At 70.7% G+C, this 17,138-nt stretch carries 15 protein-coding genes and 1 pseudogene; 11 read left to right on the forward strand and 5 right to left on the reverse strand.

Annotated features, from left to right (window positions below; all coding sequences use genetic code 11):
• Position 1: 1 nt before the first annotated feature.
• Complete coding sequence (locus K5L01_RS04145; RefSeq protein WP_250062191.1) at positions 2-2,362, reverse strand: DNA translocase FtsK; 2,361 nt, start codon at positions 2,360-2,362, stop codon at positions 2-4.
• Between the two features lie 322 nt (positions 2,363-2,684).
• Here K5L01_RS04145 and trxB point away from each other — a divergent pair, with 322 nt between their 5' ends.
• The 4 genes from trxB (at position 2,685) to infA (ending at position 6,060) form a co-directional block, all read left to right on the forward strand.
• Positions 2,685-3,662, forward strand: a complete 978-nt coding sequence (gene trxB, locus K5L01_RS04150) for a thioredoxin-disulfide reductase (protein WP_250062193.1) — start codon at positions 2,685-2,687, stop codon at positions 3,660-3,662.
• 203 nt (positions 3,663-3,865) lie between these two features.
• On the forward strand, positions 3,866-5,002 hold the full coding sequence (locus tag K5L01_RS04155) for a GNAT family N-acetyltransferase (protein WP_250062195.1): 1,137 nt from the start codon (positions 3,866-3,868) through the stop codon (positions 5,000-5,002).
• On the forward strand, positions 4,999-5,754 hold the full coding sequence (gene aat / locus K5L01_RS04160; RefSeq protein ID WP_250062197.1) for a leucyl/phenylalanyl-tRNA--protein transferase: 756 nt from the start codon (positions 4,999-5,001) through the stop codon (positions 5,752-5,754). The genes K5L01_RS04155 and aat overlap by 4 nt, the downstream gene beginning before the upstream one ends.
• A gap of 87 nt (positions 5,755-5,841) precedes the next feature.
• The gene (gene infA, locus K5L01_RS04165) at positions 5,842-6,060 is read left to right on the forward strand and encodes a translation initiation factor IF-1 (protein WP_005409596.1); all 219 of its coding nucleotides are present in this window, start codon (positions 5,842-5,844) and stop codon (positions 6,058-6,060) included.
• Positions 6,061-6,326: 266 nt separating this feature from the next.
• Here the strand turns inward: infA and clpA are convergent, their stop codons facing one another.
• The gene (gene clpA / locus K5L01_RS04170) at positions 6,327-8,609 is read right to left on the reverse strand and encodes an ATP-dependent Clp protease ATP-binding subunit ClpA (RefSeq protein WP_250062199.1); all 2,283 of its coding nucleotides are present in this window, start codon (positions 8,607-8,609) and stop codon (positions 6,327-6,329) included.
• Between the two features lie 131 nt (positions 8,610-8,740).
• Between clpA and K5L01_RS04175 the strand changes: the two are divergent.
• Positions 8,741-9,523 (forward strand): annotated as a pseudogene (locus K5L01_RS04175) (aminoglycoside phosphotransferase family protein).
• Between the two features lie 43 nt (positions 9,524-9,566).
• Here the strand turns inward: K5L01_RS04175 and clpS are convergent.
• Complete coding sequence (gene clpS, locus K5L01_RS04180) at positions 9,567-9,887, reverse strand: ATP-dependent Clp protease adapter ClpS (RefSeq protein ID WP_250062201.1); 321 nt, start codon at positions 9,885-9,887, stop codon at positions 9,567-9,569.
• 104 nt (positions 9,888-9,991) lie between these two features.
• Here clpS and K5L01_RS04185 point away from each other — a divergent pair, with 104 nt between their 5' ends.
• From K5L01_RS04185 to K5L01_RS04210, 6 genes are all read left to right on the forward strand, one after another.
• Entirely contained in the window at positions 9,992-10,468 is a 477-nt protein-coding gene (locus K5L01_RS04185) for a hypothetical protein (RefSeq protein WP_250062203.1), read from the forward strand.
• 92 nt (positions 10,469-10,560) lie between these two features.
• The gene (locus K5L01_RS04190; protein WP_250062205.1) at positions 10,561-10,980 is read left to right on the forward strand and encodes an NUDIX hydrolase; all 420 of its coding nucleotides are present in this window, start codon (positions 10,561-10,563) and stop codon (positions 10,978-10,980) included.
• Complete coding sequence (gene mnmA / locus K5L01_RS04195; RefSeq protein WP_250062207.1) at positions 10,977-12,161, forward strand: tRNA 2-thiouridine(34) synthase MnmA; 1,185 nt, start codon at positions 10,977-10,979, stop codon at positions 12,159-12,161. The genes K5L01_RS04190 and mnmA overlap by 4 nt, the downstream gene beginning before the upstream one ends.
• Complete coding sequence (gene hflD, locus K5L01_RS04200; protein WP_250062209.1) at positions 12,158-12,778, forward strand: high frequency lysogenization protein HflD; 621 nt, start codon at positions 12,158-12,160, stop codon at positions 12,776-12,778. Before mnmA ends, hflD begins: the two co-directional genes overlap by 4 nt.
• 99 nt (positions 12,779-12,877) lie before the next feature.
• A complete protein-coding gene (locus tag K5L01_RS04205; protein WP_250062211.1) occupies positions 12,878-13,678 on the forward strand; it encodes a YggS family pyridoxal phosphate-dependent enzyme in 801 nt (266 codons plus the stop codon).
• Positions 13,679-13,754: 76 nt separating this feature from the next.
• The gene (locus K5L01_RS04210) at positions 13,755-14,750 is read left to right on the forward strand and encodes a restriction endonuclease (protein WP_250062213.1); all 996 of its coding nucleotides are present in this window, start codon (positions 13,755-13,757) and stop codon (positions 14,748-14,750) included.
• A 90-nt stretch (positions 14,751-14,840) separates the two neighbouring features.
• Here the strand turns inward: K5L01_RS04210 and hutC are convergent, their stop codons facing one another.
• Together hutC and K5L01_RS04220 are read right to left on the reverse strand one after the other, a co-directional pair.
• Positions 14,841-15,569 (reverse strand): histidine utilization transcriptional repressor HutC, encoded by a 729-nt coding sequence (gene hutC / locus K5L01_RS04215; protein WP_250062215.1) that lies wholly within the window; start codon positions 15,567-15,569, stop codon positions 14,841-14,843.
• A gap of 181 nt (positions 15,570-15,750) precedes the next feature.
• Positions 15,751-17,121 (reverse strand): formimidoylglutamate deiminase, encoded by a 1,371-nt coding sequence (locus K5L01_RS04220; RefSeq protein ID WP_250062217.1) that lies wholly within the window; start codon positions 17,119-17,121, stop codon positions 15,751-15,753.
• Between the last annotated feature and the right edge of the window lie 17 nt (positions 17,122-17,138).

A 17,138-nucleotide genomic window follows, 5' to 3' on the forward strand; every position in this document is an offset into this window, starting at 1 on the left:
GCTATTTGGGCGGCGGCGGCGCCAGCACGCTGCGGTCGCCATTGTGCTCCGGTGCGCTGACCACGCCGGCCGCCTCCATGGCCTCGATCAGCCGCGCCGCCCGGTTGTAGCCGATCTTCAGCCGGCGCTGGACGCCGGAGATCGAGGCGCGCCGCGTCTCGGTGACGATGCGCAGCGCTTCGTCGTACAGCGGGTCGGATTCGTCGCCGCTGCTGCTGGTTTCCGGCAGGCCGGTGGCGCCGACGACCACGCCGTCGCCCAGGGTCTGCACCTCGTCCAGCACGCCCTCGATGTAGTCCGCCGGGCCACTGGCCTGCAGGTGTTCCACCACCCGGTGCACTTCCTCGTCGGAGACGAAGGCGCCGTGCACGCGGTCGGGCATGGCCGTACCCGGCGGCAGGTAGAGCATGTCGCCGTTGCCCAGCAGCGCCTCGGCGCCGGACTGGTCCAGGATGGTGCGCGAATCGATCTTGGAACTGACCTGGAAGGCGATGCGGGTGGGGATGTTGGCCTTGATCAGGCCGGTGATCACGTCCACCGACGGCCGCTGGGTCGCCAGGATCAGGTGGATGCCGGCCGCGCGCGCCTTCTGCGCCAGGCGCGCGATCAGCTCTTCGACCTTCTTGCCGACGATCATCATCATGTCGGCGAATTCGTCGATGAAGATGACGATGAACGGCAGCGGCTCCAGCGGCCGCGGCGCCTCGCCCATTTCCGGGTTCGGCTTGAACAGCGGGTCCATCAGCGGCTGCCCGCTGTCGATGGCTTCGCGGATCTTCTTGTTGAAACCGGCCAGGTTGCGCACGCCCACCGCGCTCATCAGCTTGTAGCGGCGCTCCATCTCGGCCACGCACCAGCGCAGGCCGTTGGCGGCCTCCTTCATGTCGGTGACCACCGGCGCCAGCAGGTGCGGAATGCCCTGGTAGACGCTGAGCTCCAGCATCTTCGGGTCGATCATCAGCATGCGCAGGTCTTTCGGGCTGGCCTTGTACAGCAGGCTCAGGACCATGGCGTTGACCGCCACCGACTTGCCCGACCCGGTGGTGCCGGCGACCAGCAGGTGCGGCATGCGCGCCAGGTCGGCCACGGTCGGCCGGCCGGCGATGTCCTTGCCCAGCGCCAGGGTCAGCACGCTGGCCGACTTGTCGTATTCCTTCGAGCGCAGCAGCTCGGACAGGAAGATCATCTCGCGGGTGACGTTGGGAATCTCCAGGCCGATCACCGACTTGCCCGGGATCACGTCCACCACGCGGACCGACTTGACCGACAGCCCGCGGGCGATGTCCTTGTCCAGCGAACTGATCTGGCTGACCTTGATGCCCGGCGCCGGCTCGATTTCGAAGCGGGTGATGACCGGGCCCGGGTAGGCCCCCACTACCTGCGCGTCGATGCGGAAGTCCTTGAGCTTGAACTCGATCTGCCGCGACAGCGTTTCCAGGGTCTCCTCGTCGTAGCCCTTGGGCTGCGGCTTGGGATCGTCCAGCAGGGCCAGCGGCGGCACGTCCGAACCGTCGCCGTTGACGCCCTGGAACATCGGGATCTGGGTCTCGCGCTTGGCGCGCTCGCTCTTCTCGATCACCGGCACCGGGCGCGGCTCGATCCGCACCGGTTCGCGCTTGGCGCGCACTTCGGCATCGACCTTGCGTACCTCCTCGCGCTCCTCGCGCAGGGCACGGGTCTGCTGCCACTCGCTGGCCTGTTCCTTCTTCTTGTCCAGCAGCGGGCCCAGCGCCAGCACCCACTTGCCGATGCGCTCCATCACCAGGAACCAGGACAGCCCCGTGGCCAGGGTGATGGAGGTCAGCAGCAGCACCAGCACGAACAGGTTGCTGCCCACCGGGCCGAACCCGCCGTGCAGCGACTTGCCGACCAGCACCCCGAGGCCGCCGCCAGCGCGGGCCACGTCCCCGGCCGGCAGGCGCAGGTAGAGGAAGCCGGTGGCGCCGATCAGGAAGCCGACGATGCCGACCAGGCGCAGCGCCGGACCCAGGTCGTCCTGCCCGCGCTCTTCGTTCTTCTTCAGCCCGAACATCGCGATCCAGGCGACCGCGGCGAGCATCAGCGGGACCAGGTAGGCGACATAGCCGAACAACTGGCGCAGCACGTCGGCGATCCAGGCCCCTACCCGCCCGCCCATGTTGTGGACCGGCGCGACCACCGACCCCGCCTGCGACCAGCCCGGGTCGGACGGCGAATAGGTGAACAGGCTGGCCAGCAGGTACAGCAGCGCGGGAGCGATGGCGATGACCGCCAGGTCGCGCCAGAGCCGGTTGCGCCGGGGCGCGTCCGATGCGGCCGCACGCTTGCGCGCGCCCGTGCCGCCGCCAGCGTTCTTGTCACGTTCCGGGAGCTGTTTCGCCACCTTGGGCCAGACCTTAGAAATGCATGGTTAGTGATTGATATTAAACGACAGGTGGCGACGTTTCATCCGCCAGCGCAGGCGCGCCGGTCACCGTCGGCCCGCATCGGGCCGCCGCGGGGCGCCCGGGCCCTGTCCCGCGCAGGCCGACGGCGATGCGCGGGCGGCGGCGCACCGGCCGACCGCGGGCGGCACCGGGCCGGTGCGCCACGCAGTTCCATTCCTGCGCCTTGATTCACCGCATCCCGGTCGCCACTCTATGACCTGCCCGGACGGTCGCGATGTGCCGCGATCGTGCCGCCAATCCCGACTTCCGCGAGTATACATGAGCACTTCCAGCCCTCCGTCCCCGCCCTCCCGCCACCACAAACTGGTCATCCTCGGCTCCGGCCCCGCCGGCTGGACCGCGGCGGTCTACGCCGCCCGCGCCAACCTCAAGCCGGTGGTGATCACCGGCCTGCAGCAGGGCGGTCAGCTGATGACCACCACCGAAGTGGACAACTGGCCCGGCGACGCCCACGGCCTGATGGGGCCGGACCTGATGGCGCGCATGCAGGCGCATGCCGAGCGCTTCGATACCGAAGTGGTGTTCGACCACATCCATTCCGCCGACCTGTCCAAGCGTCCGTTCACGCTCAGCGGCGACAGCGCCGACTACACCTGCGACGCGCTGATCATCGCCACCGGCGCCACCGCCAAGTACCTGGGCATCCCCTCCGAAGAGGCGTTCAAGGGCCGCGGCGTATCGGCCTGCGCCACCTGCGACGGCTTCTTCTACAAGGACCAGGACGTGGTCGTGGTCGGCGGCGGCAACACCGCGGTGGAAGAGGCGCTGTACCTGTCCAACATCGCCCGCAAGGTCTACCTGGTGCACCGCCGCGATACCCTGCGCGCGGAGAAGATCATGCAGGACAAGCTGTTCGCCAAGGTCGCCGCCGGCAAGATCGAGACGGTCTGGCACCACGAGGTCGACGAAGTGCTGGGCAACGACATGGGCGTGACCGGCGTGCGGGTGAAGTCCACCCTGGACGGGAGCACCCGCGACCTGGAAGCCCACGGCTTCTTCGTCGCCATCGGCCACCATCCCAACACCGGCCTGTTCGAAGGCCAGCTGGGCATGGACAACGGCTACCTGAAGATCCGCTCCGGCCTGGGCGGCAACGCCACCCAGACCACGGTCGAAGGCGTGTTCGCCGCCGGCGACGTGACCGACCAGCACTACCGCCAGGCCATCACCTCGGCCGGTTTCGGCTGCATGGCCGCACTCGACGCCGAGCGGTTCCTGGACGCACAGACCCCCTGACGGCAGGCTGTGGCGACCGCCGTCATGGACCACGGAGCGACCGCGCGACCGCCGTGCCGCGCCGGCCGGCCGGCGCCCCCCGGGGTGGCCGGCCCGGCCCGCAGCCCCCGGCTGCGCGGCCCGCTCCCCCAGCGCGACCGCACCGGCAGGCCCCTGCGGCCGCCGCACGGCTCCAGGGGCGCCGGCATGCCCTGCCTGCCACCATGAGCCTGGAAGTACGGGTGCTGTCCTCCCTCGCCGGCACCGATGCCGCCGCCTGGGATGCCCTGCACGACAGCAGCCACCCGTTCGTCAGCCACGCCTTCCTCCGCGGCCTCGAAGACCATGGCTGCCTGCGTCCGGAATGGGGCTGGCAGCCCGAGCACCTGACGCTGTGGCGCGGGGACGCCCTGGTCGCTGCCGTGCCCGGCTACCGCAAGCACAACTCGCACGGCGAGTTCGTGTTCGACCACGCCTGGGCCGCCGCCTACGCCCGCAACGGCCTGGCGTACTTCCCCAAGTGGCTGGGCGGCGTACCGTACTCGCCGGTCACCGGGCCGCGCCTGCTGGCCCGCGGCGACGAGGACCGGCAGGCCCTGCTGGCCACCATCGTGGCGCACGTGCACGCCGGCGACCTGTCCTCCGCGCACCTCAATTTCCACCTGCCCGAGGAGGCCACGTACTTCGACGCCGGCTGGCTGCCGCGCAGCGACGTGCAGTTCCAGTGGCGGCGACAGCCGCGGTGGCGGGACTTCGACGACTTCCTCGCCGCGATGGACCACAAGCACCGCAAGAACATCCGCCAGGAACGCGCCAAGGTCGCACGCGCCGGCGTGCGCTTCGTGGTGCGCCATGGCGACGAGGCCAGCGCCGACGAATTGCGTGCGATGCATGGTTTCTACCTGCAGACCTTCGCCGAGTACGGCAACGCGCCGGCACTGACCCTGCCGTTCCTGCACCACCTGGCGACCCACCTGCCACGGCAGCTGGTGCTGTTCCTCGCCCTGCAGGACGAGGAACCCATCGCCGGGGCACTGTGCCTGCGCAGCAGCGACACGCTGTACGGCCGCTACTGGGGTGGCGCCTCCCTGCCCGGCCTGCACTTCGAGACCTGCTACTACCAGGGCATCGACTATTGCCTGCGTGAAGGCCTGCAGCGCTTCGAGCCCGGCGCCCAGGGCGAGCACAAGCTGGCACGGGGGTTCCTGCCCACCGAAGTGCACAGCCGGCACTGGATCGCGCATCCGGGGTTCCAACCGGTCCTGGCGACCTGGTGCGCACGGGAACGCGCGGACGTCGCCGGCTACCTCCGGGCGCTGGCACGCCACTCGCCGTTCAAGGCCCCGCCGGACGCGCCATGAAACCGCTTCGTCCGCACCTGCTCGGCATTGAAAGCGACGCCCCGTTCCCGCCGGCGGAATCGGCGCTGCGCACCCCCGACGGGCTGCTGGCGGTCGGGGGCGACCTGTCGCCGGCGCGGCTGCTCAACGCCTATGCCGGCGGCATCTTCCCCTGGTTTTCCGAAGGCCAGCCGATCCTGTGGTGGTCCCCGGACCCGCGCATGGTGTTTCATACCGGAGGCGTGCGCCTTTCCTCGCGCTTCCGCCGCGGGCTGCGCTCGAGTGGCTGGATGGTCACCGCCGACAGCGCATTCGCCGAGGTGGTGCGCGCCTGCGCCGACGCGCCCCGCCGCGGCCAGGACGGCACCTGGATCACCGGCGACATGCAGCACGCCTACCTGGCACTGCACCGGCTCGGCCATGCGCATTCGGTGGAGGTGTTCGATGGCGCCCACCTGGTGGGGGGCATCTACGGCGTGGCCATCGGCCGCATGTTCTTCGGCGAAAGCATGTTCAGCGGCCGCAGCGGCGGCTCCAAGGTCGCGCTGGCCGCGCTGGCGCACACCCTGGAAGGCTGGGGCTGGCCGCTGATCGACGCCCAGGTGGAGAACCCCCACCTGCTGCGCATGGGCGCGATCTCCCTGCCCCGCAGCGCATTCCTCGCGCAGGTCCGCGGGCTGGTACGGAGCGCCCCCGGCACGGCGCCCGGAAGCTGGCATGGGCGCTTCGGCCGCTGGCCGGCCTCGCGGCTGGCGGCCTCCGCCGGGGCTTAACGCAAACTTTGCACAAATCGGCAACGCGGGGTAAAATGCGCGGCTTCCGGGCCTGCAAAGGCCATCCGCAGAACCGCACAGGATTACATGTCGAAAGACGACTCCATCGAGTTCGAGGGCACCGTCAGCGAGACGCTGCCGAACACCACTTTCCGCGTCCGGCTGGAAAACGGGCATGAGATCATCGCCCACATTTCCGGCCGCATGCGCAAGAACTACATCCGCATCCTTACCGGCGACCGCGTCAAGGTTGAAATGACGCCGTACGACCTGACCAAGGGGCGCATCACCTACCGCATGAAGTAATGCGGTAACCCGGGCGTTTCCAGAAAGCCGGCCCTAGCGCTGGCTTTTCCGCGTGCCCGGATGCAGCCGCTGCGCTGATGCGCGCCGGCCCGCCTGGCGGCGTGATTCTCCGCCGGGGGAATCATCCCCCGCCACGGCCTGGCCTGCACAGGTCCCGCTGCGGGCGCTGCCCGCAGGTCGCACCGGACCCGCATCGCCCGGCATCCCGAACGCCGGACAGGCGCCCCGCACCCGCTCTCCGCGGTGCGGAGCCGCCCGCACCGCCCTTAGTCCACCGTGGCCGGCAGCAGGTGCTCCGGCTCGGATTCGCTTTCCACCACCAGCTCGCCGTCGCGCACGTCGATGCTGACCCGGCCGCCACCGACCAGCTTGCCGAACAGCAGCTCGTCGGCCAGCGGACGCTTGACCCTGTCCTGGATGACCCGCGCCATCGGCCGGGCGCCCATCTGCGGATCGAACCCGTGCCGGGCCAGCCATTCGCGCGCGGCCGCACTGGCCGACAGCGAGACGTGCTTGTCCTGCAGCAGCATCTCCAGCTCGATCAGGAACTTGTCCACCACCCGCAGGATGTGGTCGAAGCCCAGCGCCTGGAACTGCACCACCGCATCCAGGCGGTTGCGGAACTCCGGGGTGAAGCTCTTGCGGATCACCTCCATCGCGTCGGTGGCATGGTCCTGGCGGGTGAACCCGATCGAACGCCGCGCCGCCTGTGCGGCGCCGGCATTGGTGGTCATCACCAGGATCACGTTCTTGAAGTTGGCCTCGCGGCCATTGGTATCGGTGAGGGTGCCGCGGTCCATGACCTGCAGCAGGATGTTGAAGATGTCCGGGTGCGCCTTCTCGACCTCGTCCAGCAGCAGCACGCAGTGCGGCGTCTTGACGATCTTCTCGGTCAACAACCCTCCCTGGTCGAAACCGACATAGCCCGGGGGCGCGCCGATCAGGCGGCTCACCGAATGCGGCTCCATGTATTCGCTCATGTCGAAGCGCACCAGCTCGATGCCCAGCTGCAGCGCCAGCTGCCGGGTGACCTCGGTCTTGCCGACGCCGGTGGGGCCGGCGAACAGGAAGTTGCCGATCGGCTTTTCCGGATTGCCCAGGCCCGAGCGGGCCAGCTTGATCGCCGAGGTCAGCGATTCGATCGCCGGGTCCTGCCCGAAGATCACCATCTTCAGGTTCCGGTCCAGGTGCTGCAGCACGTCCTTGTCGGTCGCGGTGACCTGCTTGGCCGGGATCCGCGCCATCCGCGCGACGATGTTCTCGATCTCCTCGGTATCGATCAGCTGCTTGCGCTCGGCCTCCGGCAACAGCCGCTGGCGCGCGCCGGCCTCGTCGATCACGTCGATGGCCTTGTCCGGCAGCAGGCGGTCGCCGATGTGCTTGACCGACAGGTCGACCGCGGCCTGCAGCGCATCGTCGGCATAGGTCACGCTGTGGTGCGCCTCGTACTTCGGACGCAGGCCCTTGAGGATCTCGTAGGCCTCGCCGACGGTGGGTTCGACGATGTCGATCTTCTGGAAGCGGCGCGCCAGCGCCCGGTCCTTCTCGAAGATGCCGCGGTATTCCTGGAAGGTGGTCGAGCCGATGCAGCGCAGCTCGCCCGACGCCAGCGCCGGCTTGATCAGGTTGCTGGCGTCCATGGTGCCGCCGGACGCCGAACCGGCACCGATGATGGTGTGGATCTCATCGATGAACAGCACCGCGCCGGGAACCTTCTTCAACGCGGTGATCACGCCCTTCAGGCGCTTCTCGAAATCGCCGCGGTACTTGGTGCCGGCGACCAGCGCGCCGAGGTCCAGGGAATAGATCACCGCATCGGCCAGCACCTCGGGCACGTCACCATCGACGATGCGCTTGGCCAGGCCCTCGGCGATCGCGGTCTTGCCCACGCCGGCCTCGCCCACGTACAGCGGGTTGTTCTTGCGCCGGCGGCACAGCACCTGGATGGTGCGCTCGATCTCCTCGCCACGGCCCACCAGCGGATCGATGCGGCCGGCGCGTGCCTGCTCGTTGAGGTTGGCCGCGTAGTCGGCCAGAGCGTCGCCCTTCGCCTCGCCCTCGCCGCCCTCGGCACGCCCCTCGCCGTCGATCGACGGCGGCGCATCCCCGTCCTCGCCGGACTTGGCGATGCCGTGGGACAGGTAGTTGACGATGTCCAGCCGGGTCACGTCCTGCTGGTTGAGGTAGTACACCGCATGCGAGTCCTTCTCGCCGAAGATCGCCACCAGCACGTTGGCGCCGGCGACCTCCTTCTTGCCCGAGGACTGCACGTGGTAGACGGCCCGCTGCAGCACCCGCTGGAACCCCAGGGTCGGCTGGGTGTCGCGGCCATCGTCGTCGGCCAGACGCGAGACCGAGCTCTCGACCGCCTGCTCCAGGTCCTGCCGCAGGCGGTCCAGATCGGCACCGCACGCCTTGAGCACGGCCTGCGCCGAAGGGTTCTCCAGCAGGGCGAGCAACAGGTGCTCGACCGTCATGAACTCATGCCGCGACTCGCGTGCGCGCTTGTAGCACTGTCCAATCGTCTGTTCGAGGTCTTTGCTGAACATGGGGAACTCCGACTACGGTTGGAGACAATATGCGGACTGGCCGCGGGTTTTCCATCACCCTACCGGATGCCGGTGTTCAGACGGCGTTAGCCGTGCGCCGGGTCCCTCTTTCTTCCTGCCGGGAATACTCCATGCACCGCGCCTGTTTCGGCCACTGGCAGCCGCGCGCCGACGGCCCGCCGTTCCACGCGCCCCGCGCCCGGCTGTGGCCGGTGCGCACGGCCGGCGGCGCCGCAGCGATGCTGAAGAATCGCCACCGTGGCCGGAAAAGACCGCGCCGCTCCCCTGCTGGCGTGGTGGGAGGGTGGCGGTGCGGTCCGGCCGCTGGACCGGCAGGGTATGGCGATCCTGATCGCACGGGCCGACGGCCCATCGCTGCGCCAGCGCGCCATCGACGGCGAGGACGATGCCTGCACCGCGCAGCTGTGCCAGATCCTGCAGCGGCTGCAGCGGCCGCGCAGGCCTGGTTCGCCGACCTGCCGCGCCCCCGGAGCGCACTGCCGCCATGGCTGGAACACTGCGGTTCGCTGGCCGCCCGCCTGCTCGCGGCCGAACGGCCTGCGATCCCGCTGCACGGCGACCTGCACCATGACAACGTGCTGGCCTTCGAGGGCCGCGGCTGGCTGGCGATCGACCCCAAGGGGCTGCCGGGCGAGCGCGCCTTCGACTACACGCCGCTGTTCCTCACTCCCGACCTGTGCGGCCCCGGCATCCACGCGGCGGCCCGCCCCGAGCGCTTCCACGCCCGCCTGCACCCGGCCTGCATGCGCGCTGGGCTGGGCCACGACCACCTTCTCCGCTGGATCGCCGCCAGTGCCGGCCTGTCGGCAGCCTGGCCGCGTGCCGACCGCCGGGCGACGGACATCAACCAGGCGGTCGCCGGCATGGCCCTGGCGGCAGTGGACGGCGGCTGAGGCGTACTGTCCGGCGGCAGGTCCAGCCGCCGGGAGGCCGACCTCAGGCCTTCTCCATCGTGCACAGCAGCGGATGCTGGTTCATGCGTGCGAATTCGTTGACCTGGGCGACCTTGGTCTCGGCCACCTCGCGGGAAAACACCCCGCACACGCCGCGGCCGCGGGTATGGACATGCAGCATCACCTGGGTGGCCTTGTCCAGGTCCATGGCGAAGAAGTTCTGCAGGACGGTCACCACGAAATCCATCGGGGTGTAGTCGTCGTTCAGCAGCATCACCTGGTAGAGCGGCGGCGGGGCGACTTCGGGCTTGCCGGTTTCCACCAGCAGGCCATGGTCGTTCTCGTGTTGGAGCTTGCGCGACATGGGCCGATTATACCGGCTCGCCCCGCCCGGCTGCGGCCGGCGGTCGCCCGTCCGCCACCGCCACCGCTACAATTCAGCCGACTCCACAGCCGCGTAGTGACCGCATGAAGAAGATCGTATTGGCCATGGCAACCGCCGCCCTGATGGCCGGCCTGGCGGGAACCGCCCACGGCGACGAGCCCGACCGGGCGATCGGACGCCAGCTCGATTCGCTGGACTTCAAGTACGAGGTCGATGACGACGGCGACTACCGCATGGTGTTCGACGTCAAGGACGACCGCAGCCAGCTGGTGTTCGTGCGCTCGTCGGTGCAGACCTACGGCTCCCACCATGTCCGCGAGATCTGGTCGCCGGCCTACCGCTCGTCCGGCCCGCAGTTCCCGGCGCTGATCGCCAACCGGCTGCTGGAAGCCTCGCAGGACGCCAAGCTCGGCGGCTGGGTCAAGCAGGGCGAAACCGCGATGTTCGTGGTCAAGATCGATGCCGATGCCAGTGCCGAGGTCCTCAGCGATGCCATCGATGCGGCGATCAAGAGCGCCGACGCCATGGAACTGGAACTGACGTCCAAGGACGACTTCTGACAGTGAGTGCGGCCGGCCCCTCCATCCCGTCCGAACCGCATGCCTCCGCCGGGTCTCCACCGGAGGCCGGACGCTGGGCGCCGCGCGTCACCGTGGCCACGGTCGTGGCCCGGGCCGGGCAGCTGCTGCTGGTGGAAGAAGAGAAGCAGGGCCGCCGGGTACTGAACCAGCCCGCCGGCCACCTCGAACCCGGCGAAAGCCTGGTCGAGGCGGCCGTGCGCGAAACCCTGGAGGAGACCGCCTGGGAGGTCCGCCCGACTGCGTTCATCGGCGCCTACCAGTGGAACGCGGCCGATGGCACCCCGTTCCTGCGCTTCGCCTTCGCCGCCGAGCCGGTGGCGCACCACCCGGAACGGGCGCTGGACCACGGCATCGTGCAGGCGCTGTGGCTGGCACCCGCCGCGCTGCAGGCCGACATGGCGCGGCTGCGCAGCCCGCTGGTCTGGCAGACCGTGTCGGACTGGCTGGCCGGACAGCGCTATCCGCTGTCGCTGCTGAGGCGGCTGCCATGAACCACCCGGAGGTGATGGTCGGCGTTTCCGGCGGTGTGGACTCCTCGGTGGCCGCGCTGCTGCTGGTACAGCAGGGCCGCGACGTGGCCGGCCTGTTCATGCAGAACTGGTCCGAGGATGGCGACGCCCCCGACGCAGCCCCGAGCGCCGCAGGCGGCCCTCCGGAAGCCGGCAGCGGCCATTGCCGCGCCGAGGAGGACCGCCGCGATGCGGTGGCGGTCTGCGGACGGCTCGGCATCCCGTTCCACTTCCGCGACTTTTCCGCCGAGTACTGGCAGGGCGTGTTCACGCACTTCCTGTCCGAATACGCGGCCGGGCGCACGCCGAACCCGGACGTGCTGTGCAACCGCGAGGTCAAGTTCAAGCACTTCCTCGACGCTGCGCGCGCGCTGGGCGCCGAGCGCATCGCCACCGGCCATTACGCCCGGGTGGAACGGTCCGGCGGCCGCTGGCGCCTGCTGCGCGGTGCCGACCGCGGCAAGGACCAGAGCTACTTCCTGCACCAGCTCGGGCAGGAGCAGCTCGCCGCCACCCTGTTCCCGATCGGCCACCTGGAAAAGCCCCAGCTGCGCCGCGTCGCCCTGGAGGCCGGCCTGCCGACCCACGCCAAGAAGGATTCGACCGGCATCTGCTTCATCGGCGAGCGCGACTTCCGCGCGTTCCTGGGCCAGTACCTGCCCGCCCGCGAGGGCGAGATCCGCGACCCGGACGGCCACGTCATCGGCCGCCACCCCGGCGTCTTCTACTTCACCCTGGGCCAGCGCGAGGGGCTGAACATCGGCGGCGTGCGTGGCCGGCCGGCCGCTCCCTGGTACGTGGTCGGCAAGGACGTGGCCGCCAACATCCTGTATGTGGACCAGGGCCACGACAGCCCCTGGCTGCAGTCGCGCCGGCTGCAGTCCGAGGCCATGCACTGGATCGGCGGCGCTGCGCCGGCCCAGCGTTTCCGCTGCAGCGCGCAGACCCGGTACCGGCAGGCGGACGAACCCTGCAGCGTGACCGTGCACGGGGACGGTACCGTGCAGGTCGATTTCGACACCCCGCAGCGGGCGGTCACGCCCGGCCAGTCGCTGGTGCTGTACGACGGCCCCGAGTGCCTGGGCGGCGCGGTGATCGCCGCCACCGACGCGCCGCTCGAAGTCCGCGCGCGCGGCCCCGTTTCCCTTGAGAGGCAAGCATGAGTTTTTCCTTCGACGACCGCGTACTGGCACTGGCCGGCATCGCCCAGGCCCTGCAGCAGGTGCGGCGCATTGCCGAGACCGGCCATTCCGATACCGCCGTGGTACGCACCGCCATGGACAGCGTGATGCGCATCGATGCTGCCTCGCCCGCGGCCGTCTACGGCGACAGCCGCCAGGTCGAGCCCGGCCTGCGCCTGGTGCGCGATTACTTCGGCAACCAGGGCAAGGACGAACTGCTGCCGCGGCTGGCGCTGTCGGTGATGCAGCTGGAACGCCGCTTCGTGCGCGAAGGCGCCACCGTGGCCAAGGTCCAGGCCGGCGTCCTGCAGGCGGCCGGACAGGCCCGCGAGCTCGGCGACGCCGCGCACCCGGACGTGCTGGCGGCGATGGGGACGCTGTACGCCGACACCATCAGCCAGCTCAAGCCGCGGATCATGGTCCAGGGCAACCCGCACTACCTCGGCCAGACCGGCGTCGTGGCCGAGATCCGCGCCCTGCTACTGGCCGCCGTGCGCTCGGCGGTGCTGTGGCGCCAGCTCGGGGGCAGCTACCTGGACTTCCTGTTCTCGCGCAAGGCCATGGTCGAGGCGATCACCCGCCGCCTGCGCGGCGCCTGATCCGCGCGCCGCCGGCGCAGGGCGCGCCTGCGTCCACCGCCCCCGCGCTTCCGGCGCGATAATGGGCGGCCCCCCGTTGCAGTTTCCAGGAGACCGTCCATGCCCTCCCCGGCCCAGGACACCCCGACCCGCCACGAGCAGCATGGACGCTATCCCCGCGCCGAGACCGTGGACGACTTCCGCCACAACCTTGCCGCGGTCCAGGCGCGCATCGCCGCCGCCTGCCGGCGTGCCGGCCGCGACCCGGCCGGCGTGCGCCTGCTGCCGGTGAGCAAGACCATCGACGAAGCCCGCATCCGCCAGGCGCATGCCGCCGGCTGCCACTTCCTCGGTGAGAACAAGGTGCAGGAAGCGCACCACAAGTGGGAGGCGATGCAGGACCTGGACGACCTGCAGTGGTCGGTGATCGGCCACCTGCAGACCAACAAGGCCAAGCTGGTGGCACGCTTCGCCAGCGAGTTCCAGGCGCTGGACAGCCTGCGCCTGGCCGAGACCCTGGACCGCCGCCTGCAGCTGGAAGGGCGCAGCCTGGACGTGTTCGTGCAGGTCAACACCTCCGAAGAAGACAGCAAGTACGGCCTGGCGCCGGCCGACGTGCCGGCCTTCGTGCGCGAGCTGCCGCGCTTCGGTGCGCTGCGCGTGCGCGGGCTGATGACGCTGGCGCTGTTCTCCGAGGACGCCGAGCGGGTGCGCGCCTGCTTCGTGCGCCTGCGCGGGCTGCGCGACCGGCTGCGCCAGGAGGCGCCGGACGGCATCGGCCTGGAGGACCTGTCGATGGGCATGTCCGGCGACTTCGAGATCGCCATCGAGGAGGGCGCCACGGTGGTCCGCGTCGGCCAGGCCATCTTCGGCGCGCGGGCGACACCGGACAGCCATTACTGGCCCACCGGCACGGGCTGAGCCGCCGGCGTACGCTTGCATCCTTGGCGGCCACGGACGGCGCCTTTCCATCCCCGCGCCTGCCCCGGTCGTCCCCATGCCCTCCTGGATCGTCATCCTGCTGCTCGCCCTGCTCGTCTGGACGCCGGCCTGCGCCTGGCTGTGGCTGTTCAAGCGCAGGCGGACCGAAGCCCACCACGGCCTGGCCGCGCTTGCCGGCATGCGCTGGCGCGAGTTCTCGCAGATCGTGCGCCGCGCCATGGTCGAACAGCGCGGCCTGGCGGAGCCGGCCAGCCACGAGCGCGGCGACCGCGGCACCAGCAGCGACTTCCTGATGGAGCGCGAGGGCCGGCGCTGGCTGCTGTCGTGCAAGCATGGCCGCGCCTACCGCATCGGTGCGCCGGCGATCCGCGACCTGGGCGCCGCGCTGCGCCTGACCGGTGCCACCGGCGGCATCCTCATCACCGAGGGCCGGGTGGAGCGCGACGGTCTGGCGGCTGCCGCGGAGGAAGCCATCGAGGTCCTGGATGGACGGGTGCTGTGGCCACTGCTCGCGCCCTGCGTCGCCGACGACGTCCGTGCCCGGGTGGTCGGCATCGCCCGTCGCCAGGCCCTGCGCCAGACCCTGATCGCCGCCCTGGCCGCGCTCGCCGTCGGCCTGGTCGCCGGTGTCGCCTGGCGGGCGTTCCAGCAGGTCCGTCCATCCACGCCGGCGGCCGTGGTGCCGGGCGCTCCTGCACCCGCCGCCTCCCGCGCCGCCGCACCGGTGCCCTCGGCGGCCCACTCCCGCCCCGCCGATGCCCCGGTGCCGACGCCGGCCGAGCACCTCGAGGAAGACCCGGATCCCGCCACCCTCCTGCGCTACCAGCAGGCCGTCTCGCGCGCGCTCGCACGCACCCCCGGCATCATCAGCGGCATCTGGCTGACCCGTTCGACCCTGTCGGTGGAGCGCAGCGTGGACGATGCCACCGCCTGGCCGCTGATCTGTCGCGAAGTCGAGCACTACCCGGCGCTGCGCACCGCGCGCATCCAGCTCAACCCGCGCCCGGGCAGCGGCGAGCCGGTGCGCTGGCGCCAGTGCCGCACCCTCTGAGGCCCCGCACCGGCTGCGCCGCCGTCACCGGCGCGGCCCCATCCAGCACGCCCCGCGAGCCGGGAACCGCGCGGTTCCGGCGACGAATGCTCAGCGCCCGCCGGGCGCGAAGCGAGCAATCAGGTCGTAGGCGTCGCCAAGGAATTTCTGCCGGACCCAGGTGATGGGCTGCTCGCCGAGCCAGGTCTCGCGGTCGATCACCAGGCAGGCGGTGCCCAGCGGCACCTGCAGCAGGGCCGCTTCGGCCGCATCGGCCGCCACCGCGCTGATGCGGTGCTGCCCCCGGGTCCAGGAGACGTTCTGCAGCAGCCAGCTGCCGGGCGGATGGGTCGAAAAATCCACCGCCAGCGTGTCCGGAACGGCCTGCGGATTGATCAGCCGCCGCTCCAGCGCCAGCGGGCGGTCGTCGGCCAGGTGCAGGCAGCGCAGCGCCAGCAGTTCGCCGCTGTCGACCAGCCGCACCTCCTCGGGCAGCGCCGCGTTGGCGCGGCGCTGCTGCCGCTCGAGCAACCGGAACCCGTAGCGGTGACCGCGCTCGCCCACCGCCAGGGCGATGTCGGGAATCTCCAGCGCCACCTGCTCCAGGTGTGGCGACTGCCGTGCGACGAACGAGCCGGCCCGGCGCCGGCGCTCGATCATGCCGCTCTCGGCCAGTGCGGTGAGCACCTTGTTCACGGTCATCCGCGAGCAGCCGTACTGCGCCATCAGTTCGTGCTCGTAGGGGATGCGGAACCCCGGCGCCCACTCGCCACTGAGGATGCGGCCCTCGATGTCGCCACGGATGCGCTGGTTGAGACTGGGCGCCTTCTTGTTCTTCAATCGGGTGTCCTGCCAAGGCCGGGAACCATGTCCACGGTCCGTCGTGGGCCAGCGCCTGCGGCCTGGAAGGCAGCCCTGCAGGCGCACCAGGTGCGGAGCGATGCCGGGGCATTGTAGCCGCCCGCCCCCGTACACCCGGTTCCCCGGCGGCGTGGCCATGGCACCGCACCGGGCGATGCGTTCAGCCCAGCACCCGCTGCAGCGTGGCGCGGTAGCGCGCGCTCACCGCCTCCCGGTGTACATGGCGGCCTCCGTCCACCCATTGGCGGCCGTTGCGCCACACCGCGCGCACCGCACCGCCGCGCGCGGCGAACACCCAGCTGTCCAGCAGCGCATCGTCGGCGCGGCCCTGCAGCGACGGATGCCCGGTCTCCAGCTCGACCAGGTCGGCCGGTGCGCCGACCGCCAGGCCGGCCGGAACGCCCAGTGCCTGTGCGCCCCCCTCCTGCGCCTGCTGGTACAGCCAGCGGCCACTGGACAGCCCGTCGGGCGAGAGCACGTTGCGGCCGCGCAGCGCCAGCCGCTGGCCGTACTCGAGCAGCCGCAGCTCCTCGGCCGCATCGATCAGCACATTGGAATCGGAACCGACGCCGAAGCGGCCGCCATGCTGCACGAACGCACGCATCGGAAACAGGCCATCGCCGAGGTTGGCCTCGGTGACCGGGCACAGCCCGGCGACCGCGCCGCTGGCGGCGATACCCTGCACCTCCGCGTCCTGCAGGTGGGTGGCATGCACCAGGCACCAGCGCGCATCCACCGGCGCATGCTCCAGCAGCCACTGCACCGGGCGCTGGCCGCTCCAGGCCAGGCAGGCCTCGACCTCGCGCAGCTGCTCGGCGATGTGGATGTGGATCGGCCCCGGCGCCAGTGCCACCAGCGCCTGCAGCTCCTCCGGCGTGCACGCGCGCAGGCTGTGCGGCGCCAGGCCCAGCACCGCGTCCGGCTGGCCGCTCAGCGCCTGCCGGCAGCCGTCCAGCAGCGCGGCGAAGCCGTCGATGTCGTGCAGGAAACGGCGCTGCGCCGGCAGCGGCGCGGCACCGCCGAAATCGCTGTGCGCATAGAACACCGGCAACAGCGTCAGGCCCAGCCCGGTGGCCTCCGCGGCCGCGGCGATCCGGCCAGCCATCGCCGCATGGTCGGCGTAGCGGCGCCCGTCCGGCGCGTGGTGCAGGTAGTGGAATTCACCCACGCGGGTGAAGCCCGACTCCAGCATCTCCATGTAGGCCTGCTCGGCCACGGCCTGGACATCGTCCGGATCCATCCGGTCCAGGAAGCGGTACATCAGCTCGCGCCAGCTCCAGAAGCTGTCGCCCGAACGTCCGCCCACCTCGGTCAGCCCGGCCATCGCGCGCTGGAAGGCGTGGCTGTGCAGGTTGCCCAGCCCCGGCACCACCGTGCCCAGCGGCTGCGCGCCGGCAACGGCCGCCGCACCGGCGGTCACCGCCACGATGCGGCCGTCGGCGCACTCGATGCGCACGTCGCGCGCCCACCCCTGCGGCAGCAGGGCCTGTGCGGCCTGGAAGCAGGCCGGCCTGGAAACCGGGTTCGCCATCACTGGACACTCTCCGC

Origin of the sequence: Stenotrophomonas mori, from assembly GCF_023556335.1 — a bacterium.
GTDB lineage: Bacteria > Pseudomonadota > Gammaproteobacteria > Xanthomonadales > Xanthomonadaceae > Stenotrophomonas > Stenotrophomonas mori.

Bases quoted from the DNA above. Each gene is read 5' to 3' on its own strand.
- aat (WP_250062197.1), top strand. From the start codon at position 4,999: ATGAAACCGCTTCGTCCGCACCTGCTCGGCATTGAAAGCGACGCCCCG.
- mnmA (WP_250062207.1), top strand. From the start codon at position 10,977: ATGAACCACCCGGAGGTGATGGTCGGCGTTTCCGGCGGTGTGGACTCC.
- K5L01_RS04220 (WP_250062217.1), bottom strand. From the start codon at position 17,121: ATGGCGAACCCGGTTTCCAGGCCGGCCTGCTTCCAGGCCGCACAGGCC.
- K5L01_RS04210 (WP_250062213.1), top strand. From the start codon at position 13,755: ATGCCCTCCTGGATCGTCATCCTGCTGCTCGCCCTGCTCGTCTGGACG.
- clpS (WP_250062201.1), bottom strand. From the start codon at position 9,887: ATGTCGCGCAAGCTCCAACACGAGAACGACCATGGCCTGCTGGTGGAA.
- hflD (WP_250062209.1), top strand. From the start codon at position 12,158: ATGAGTTTTTCCTTCGACGACCGCGTACTGGCACTGGCCGGCATCGCC.
- K5L01_RS04185 (WP_250062203.1), top strand. From the start codon at position 9,992: ATGAAGAAGATCGTATTGGCCATGGCAACCGCCGCCCTGATGGCCGGC.
- K5L01_RS04155 (WP_250062195.1), top strand. From the start codon at position 3,866: ATGAGCCTGGAAGTACGGGTGCTGTCCTCCCTCGCCGGCACCGATGCC.
- trxB (WP_250062193.1), top strand. From the start codon at position 2,685: ATGAGCACTTCCAGCCCTCCGTCCCCGCCCTCCCGCCACCACAAACTG.
- K5L01_RS04205 (WP_250062211.1), top strand. From the start codon at position 12,878: ATGCCCTCCCCGGCCCAGGACACCCCGACCCGCCACGAGCAGCATGGA.
- clpA (WP_250062199.1), bottom strand. From the start codon at position 8,609: ATGTTCAGCAAAGACCTCGAACAGACGATTGGACAGTGCTACAAGCGC.
- infA (WP_005409596.1), top strand. From the start codon at position 5,842: ATGTCGAAAGACGACTCCATCGAGTTCGAGGGCACCGTCAGCGAGACG.